Source organism: Photobacterium sp. OFAV2-7, from assembly GCF_022347985.1.
GTDB lineage: Bacteria > Pseudomonadota > Gammaproteobacteria > Enterobacterales > Vibrionaceae > Photobacterium.
Map to the genome: position 1 here is coordinate 1 of NZ_JAKRFQ010000232.1, position 6,363 is coordinate 6,363.

The 6,363-nt window shown below is 50.2% G+C and carries 6 protein-coding genes; all 6 read left to right on the forward strand.

Annotation, left to right across the window (positions count from 1 at the left end):
* Nucleotides 1-291 precede the first annotated feature (291 nt).
* Nucleotides 292-1,314: a LacI family DNA-binding transcriptional regulator gene (locus MHN01_RS13120; protein ID WP_239411754.1), complete on the forward strand. Its 1,023-nt coding sequence runs from the start codon at nucleotides 292-294 to the stop codon at nucleotides 1,312-1,314.
* Between the two features lie 28 nt (nucleotides 1,315-1,342).
* Nucleotides 1,343-2,581 carry an alpha-amylase family glycosyl hydrolase gene (locus MHN01_RS13125; protein ID WP_239411755.1) on the forward strand — a complete coding sequence of 413 codons (1,239 nt, stop codon included), beginning with the start codon at nucleotides 1,343-1,345 and terminating at the stop codon, nucleotides 2,579-2,581.
* A gap of 27 nt (nucleotides 2,582-2,608) precedes the next feature.
* Nucleotides 2,609-3,790 (forward strand): maltose/maltodextrin ABC transporter substrate-binding protein MalE, encoded by a 1,182-nt coding sequence (gene malE / locus MHN01_RS13130; protein WP_239411756.1) that lies wholly within the window; start codon nucleotides 2,609-2,611, stop codon nucleotides 3,788-3,790.
* Nucleotides 3,791-3,820: 30 nt separating this feature from the next.
* Nucleotides 3,821-4,795, forward strand: coding sequence for an aldo/keto reductase (locus tag MHN01_RS13135; protein ID WP_239411757.1), 975 nt, complete (start codon nucleotides 3,821-3,823; stop codon nucleotides 4,793-4,795).
* Between the two features lie 66 nt (nucleotides 4,796-4,861).
* Entirely contained in the window at nucleotides 4,862-5,827 is a 966-nt protein-coding gene (locus MHN01_RS13140) for a sugar kinase (protein WP_239411758.1), read from the forward strand.
* A 1-nt stretch (nucleotide 5,828) separates the two neighbouring features.
* The coding region (gene eda, locus MHN01_RS13145) for a bifunctional 4-hydroxy-2-oxoglutarate aldolase/2-dehydro-3-deoxy-phosphogluconate aldolase (RefSeq protein WP_239411759.1) at nucleotides 5,829-6,363 on the forward strand (535 nt) is incomplete at its 3' end.

The window sequence follows — 6,363 nt, forward strand, 5'->3', positions numbered from 1 at the left end:
TCTCTAACCCTCCCCTTGAAAAGTGGAGGGAACAAAAGCCTTCCCAAAATCCATCACTTACACACCAACTGGCAAGCTTTCAGAACTGCTCGATTTTAAGCAACTGATTATCAACAAAAAACTCTATACCCCCCCAAAAAACCCATCATTTCCAGCCAAATTTGAAAAAATTTAAAGCGCTTTAAATTCTTGCGCATTTCGTAAACACCATCACACTTATAGAAGCTTACTATTGATTGGTTACTGATCAATTTGTAAATTTAAAGCGCTTTAAATTACTTTGAAATTACGATGACGACACTATCTGAAATATCTAAACACCTCGGCCTTTCAATGGCGACCGTAAGTCGTGCGCTGAATGGGTATCCGGAGGTCAATGAAAAGACACGCAAGCGTGTGATAGAGGCTGCCGCAGAGCTGGGCTACAAGCCAAACAGCGTTGCTCAGAAGCTTGCTACCGGGAAATCCAAAATGGTCGGCATTATGTTGCAATCGCCCGACGAACTGGTTTGTGCCCCGACGTTTCTAAAAGAACTCTCTTACATCAGTAACAATCTGGGTCTAAGAGGTTACGATCTGCTGATCAACTCATCGCTGCAGGGTGACAACCTACAAGCCTTAACCAACTTTGTTTCGAAAAGTGCCATTGACGGCATGATCATCAAAGCACCGCTGGTCAACGATGAGCGCATTAAGTATCTGGCTGAAAAAGGTATTCCGTTTGTTGTTCACGGCCACGATATGAGTGATCTGGACTATGCGTACTATGATATCGATAACGCATCCATCTCAGAAAAAGCCGTTAATCTCCTCTATCAACTCGGCCATACCAAAATAGCTTTTCTCAGTACCGATGAAAAGCTTGCCTTTGCTAAGGCCCGCAATGACAGCTTCAACAACAAGATCCAGCAGCTTGGACTAGATCCGCAGGAATGCGAGATCTTCCACTGCCCCCCTTCGGTCAAAGACGGGCACGAGCTGTCGCTAGAAATCCTTAGAGATGATCAAAGGCCTACAGCGTACATCTGCTCCAGCAGCAAAGTGGCCTACGGCCTGTATATGGCCGCAAACGAGCTAGGAGTTGAAATTGGCTCGGACATCTCGGTGATTGCCCACGACGATGGCATCACTCACTTCGAGACACGCGAGTTTAATCCGCCAATGACGGTGACCTGCTCGCCACTAACCGACTCAAGCGAGCCCATTGCAGATGCTATTACCAAACTGATTTCGGGCGTCAGTCCGTCTGAGCTTAAAACGGTATCCCCCGTGGATCTCATTGTCCGGGAATCGACCGGCAAGCCAAAAGCATAATTCAAACTTAAAAAGGAGCACACTCGACATGGATTGTTTTAATCATCCTGAGTGGACAAAAGATAAAAATATCTACGAAGTCAATCTACGGCAGTTCAGCCAAGAAGGAACGATCAACGCATTCATGGAGCACCTGCCTCGCCTGAAAGCCATGGGCATCGATATTCTCTGGCTAATGCCTATCCATCCGGTGGGGGAGAAAGAGCGCAAGGGCACACTTGGCAGTCAGTACGCCGCCAAAGACTACCTGGCGCTCGATCCGGCGCTGGGAACCACGGAAGATCTGAAAAAGCTCGTGGCAACGGCGCATGAAATGGGCATGTACCTAATCATCGACTGGGTCGCCAATCACACCGCCTGGGATAATGTCTGGGTTGATGAACATCCCGACTGGTATAAGCGCAATGAGAAAGGTGAGCTCTATCCCTACACCTATGTCGACGAAAAAAAGACCGAATATTGGACCGACGTTCTGGGGTTGAACTATGAAAACCGAGAGTTGTGGCAGGGTATGACAGATGCCATGGCTTACTGGGTGCGCGAGTTTGATATTGACGGTTTTCGTTGCGATGTCGCGGGGTTGGTGCCGACATCGTTCTGGGAATTTGCCACCGAGCAGTTGAATCAGATCAAGCACCTATTCATGCTTGCCGAATGGTCATCGCCTGACCTGCATGACAAGGCTTTCGATATGACCTATGACTGGGGCTTCTATGAGTTAATGGGAGCTATAGCCAGAGGCGAAAAGACCGTTAGCGCCATCCCGCAATACATTGATCAGTTATTCAGCCAATACCCAGCGGATGCTTATCGTATGTTATTCACAACCAACCACGATAAGAACACCTGGGAAGCAAGTGATGCCGAGTTTTTTGGCGATTCATTCAAGGCCTTCGCCGTTCTTGCCGCCACCCTATACGGTATGCCACTGATATATAACGGACAAGAGTCATATTTAGACAAAAGGCTGGAATTTTTTGAGAAAGATCCGATTGATTGGAAAGATTTTGCGTTGCAGGGATTTTACGCCAACCTGCTGAAACTAAAACACGATAACTGCGCACTGTGGAACGGCCCGTTTGGTGCCATGCCAACCATTATTTATGCTGACAACCCGTCTGTGATTACCTTTGTTCGTGAAAAAGGGTCTAACCGGGTCGAAGTAACCATCAATTTATCGGCAGACGTTCAGCACTATAAATCATTACAAAACCGCGCAGAGAGAACGCTGGAACCATTCCAATACATCATTAGCACTACTCACTAAACACAACAGAAACAATAGGTCTGAATTATGAAAAAACATACTCTACTGGGTATGGCGGTTGCCTGCGCCCTAAATTCCTTCAACGCGGCGGCTTTCGTCGAAAGCGAACTCACCATATGGATGCCGATGGACAAAGGACAGAAGGGCATGACATATGCCGTAGAAAAGTTCGAGGAAGATACCGGCATCAAGGTAAACGTCGAGTTCCCGGTAAGTCTCGAAGAGCGTTTTGTTCAGGTCGCCTCTGTCGGCAAGGGACCGGATATTATGGTGTTCGCCCATGACCGGTTTGGCGGCTATGCCGAATCCGGGCTGGTTCGTGAAGTCAAACCCGCGCAGGATTTCCAAAACAAGTTCGAAGCTTTCTCCTGGGATGCCGTCAGCTACAAGGGCAAACTTTACGGCTACCCTATTGCGGCTGAATCTGTGTCCCTTATCTACAACAAAGATCTTGTCAAAGAGCCGCTAAAAAACTGGGAAGATGTATTCGGCCTTGATAAGAAGCTCTCGGCACAAGGCAAGAAGGCCATCGCCTGGGATGTGAAAACCCCCTATTTTACCCACCCTCTATATTCCAGTGCCGGGGCTTATGTCTTTGAACACAACGCTAAGGGGTTCAATCCGGATAAAACCGGGGTAAATACACCTGAAGCCAAGCGGACAATGGCCTTTCTCAAGCGGATGATTGATGACAAATTGGTGTCGCCGGATATGGATTACGCTTATGCCGAATCCGCCTTTAACAAAGGTGAAGTAGCGATGACGGTCAATGGCCCCTGGGCATGGGCCAACCTAGACAAAACAGGCGTCAACTACGGAGTGGCCGAGCTTCCAAAATTCGAAGGCAAACCGTCACGTCCTTTTGTCGGCATCCTTATGGCGGGTATTAACAATGCCTCACCGAACGGAGATATCGCTCAGGAGTTTATCGAAAATTATCTCCTGTCAATCGAATCGCTTCGCTACATGAACAGTCAGGTCCCTATTGGTGTACCGGCACTAAAAGCTTTCTCGAAAGAGCTCGAAGACGATTCTAGGGTACACGCCTCGCTGGTTAATGCCCGCAACGGCGACGTTATGCCGAACATCCCGCAAATGATGAGCTACTGGCACGGACTGGGCGCCGCCATCACTAATGTCATTGAAGGGCGTCAAACCGTAGACGAATCCCTTACTGACTTAGAGAAACGCATTCTCGAAAAACAGTAATACGCCTCCGACAGGCAAGCAGGAAAAACAATGAAAGTAAAAACAATCAAAGATATTCAGGCATCAGCTTTAGGCTTCGGTTGCTGGGCAATTGGTGGAACCTGGAACAATGTTTCTGACAAAGAATCGATGGAAGCGATTCGGGTTGCTATCGATTACGGCGTTAACTTTTTCGATGTCGCGCCAGTCTATGGACTGGGACATGCGGAAACGGTGCTAGGGCAGGCCCTCGAGGGGATTGACCGCTCCAAGGTTGTACTGGCAACAAAATGCGGATTGGTATGGGACAGCAATAAACAGGTCAGAAATGATCTTACTGCCCAAAGCCTGTTTCGTGAAGTCGACCAGTCTTTGATGCGCCTCAAAACCGACTACATCGACCTCTATCAGGTGCATTGGCCGGATCCAAACACGCCAATTTCTGAAACTGCCGAAGCGCTGGCAGAGCTGAAACGGCAAGGCAAGATCCGTCATGTGGGCGTGTCCAACTACTCGCTGGATATGACCCGTGAAATGATGTCAGGCGTTGAAGTGGCAACCTTCCAGGGTCTATACAACCTGCTTGAACAGAACCCGGAGCATTACCATAACATTCCTTTGCAGTATCGTGCCCGTGACGAAGCGCTACCGTTCTGTAAAGAGAATGATATGAAGTACCTGCCCTACTCGCCATTGATGCAAGGCCTGTTGACAGGGGCGTTAAAGCGCTCGGGGAACTGGGACGAAAACGACGACCGCCGCAACAACCCCAAACTCAACGGAGAAGCATTCGAACCCTACTTCAACTGTGTCGAAGAGCTTAAAGGGCTGGCAGACGAAGCCCAAATTCCTCTGGCGCACCTTGCCATTCACTGGCTGGTTGCCCAAGACGAAGTGGGGCCGGTTATCGCGGGGGCCCATACTGTTGAGCAAGCCCGTGCCAACGCCGCGTTCGTCCACTCTTCCCCAAGCTCGGAGATCCTGAATCGCGCTGAAGAAATAGTTGCAAAGTGGAGCCTGAAGTAAGCTGGCTTACAGGGAACAGCCCCAACACCGCCGCTTGGTGTTGGGGATTTTTTTGAGTGGAACCCAATGAACAGAATCGCGATTATTGGCGAATGCATGGTTGAGCTAAACGGCAGGCCATTCGGCGAAATGCAGCAGACATTCGGTGGTGATACGCTTAATGCCGCGGTATACGCCTCTCGATGTCTCTCTGGCAGTACACAGGTATCGTATGTCACGGCGCTTGGTGCCGATCCCCTCAGCAAAGGAATGCAGGCACGCTGGGAAGCCGAAGGCATCGATACCTCATTGGTACTCACTGACCCAGCCCGCACAGTCGGCGCCTATCTAATCCAACTCGATGAAAAGGGCGAGCGTACCTTTATGTACTGGCGGACAAACACGCCAGCCAGCCATATGGTGAAGCACCCGGAGTTCGAGCAAGTCAAAGAGACCATCATCCAGCAGGCTAACCTGGTGTTTCTTAGCGGCATTAGCTTGGCGATCCTGGACGATAGTGATCGGGACACCATGTTGAGTACCATCCGCCGTTTCAGGCAGGCCGGGATCGCCATCGCCTTCGATAGCAACTACCGACCAGTGCTCTGGGACAAAGACAAGGATAAGGACAAGGTAAAAGTTATCGACAAAGTACGAAGCAACTACGCCCGTATGTACGATACCACCGATCTCGCCCTCGTCACATTTGATGATGAAGCGCATATCTGGGGAGATGCCAGCCCATACGAGACAGTCGCCCGCCTTGTGGAGCAGCACGGTGTTAAGGAGGTGATCGTCAAGCTCGGAGCCAACGGCTGCCTGATCGGAGGAAGAGAAATCACGAAGCCCATCCATGTTGCCACCGAAGAGGTTAAGACGGTGGTGGATACCACCTCGGCCGGAGACTCATTCAACGGCGGCTTCCTGTCTGGCTATATATCCGGCCTGACTCTGGTTGAATGCTGCCAACGTGGTAACGCATTGGCAAGCATCGTTATCCAGCATCGCGGCGCGATTATTCCTAAAGAACACACTGAACACTTGGTGAAATAAGATGACATTAGACGAACAGCTACAACAATATAAAGTGATTCCAGTTGTCGTGGTCGACACCGTGGAGCAAATGATCCAACTGGGAAAAGTACTCTGTGACAACGGCCTGCCAGTCGCCGAAATCACGTTCCGTACTACAGCGGCAGCTGATGCCATCCGCGCGGCACGCAAGCACTTCCCGGAGATGTTAATTGGTGCGGGAACGGTACTGACTCCCGAGCAAGCCATCGAGGCCAAAGAAGCCGGTGCAAGCTTCGTTGTCACCCCTGCCTTCAACCCAAAGACTGTCAAAGCCTGCCAAGAGATCGGTATTGACATTATCCCTGGCGTAAACAGCCCCTACCTGGTCGAGCAAGCCATGGAGATGGGTCTGAGAACTCTGAAGTTCTTCCCGGCAGAAGCCTCGGGCGGGATCCCTATGTTGAAGGCCATGCTTGGGCCCTATCAGGATGTGTGCTTTATGCCGACTGGCGGTATTAACGAGAAGAACATTCAGGCGTACCTTGATATCCCGCGCGTTCTCGCGTGTGGTGGTT

Bases quoted from the DNA above. Each gene is read 5' to 3' on its own strand.
- MHN01_RS13125 (WP_239411755.1), top strand. From the start codon at position 1,343: ATGGATTGTTTTAATCATCCTGAGTGGACAAAAGATAAAAATATCTAC.
- MHN01_RS13135 (WP_239411757.1), top strand. From the start codon at position 3,821: ATGAAAGTAAAAACAATCAAAGATATTCAGGCATCAGCTTTAGGCTTC.
- MHN01_RS13120 (WP_239411754.1), top strand. From the start codon at position 292: ATGACGACACTATCTGAAATATCTAAACACCTCGGCCTTTCAATGGCG.
- MHN01_RS13140 (WP_239411758.1), top strand. From the start codon at position 4,862: ATGAACAGAATCGCGATTATTGGCGAATGCATGGTTGAGCTAAACGGC.
- malE (WP_239411756.1), top strand. From the start codon at position 2,609: ATGAAAAAACATACTCTACTGGGTATGGCGGTTGCCTGCGCCCTAAAT.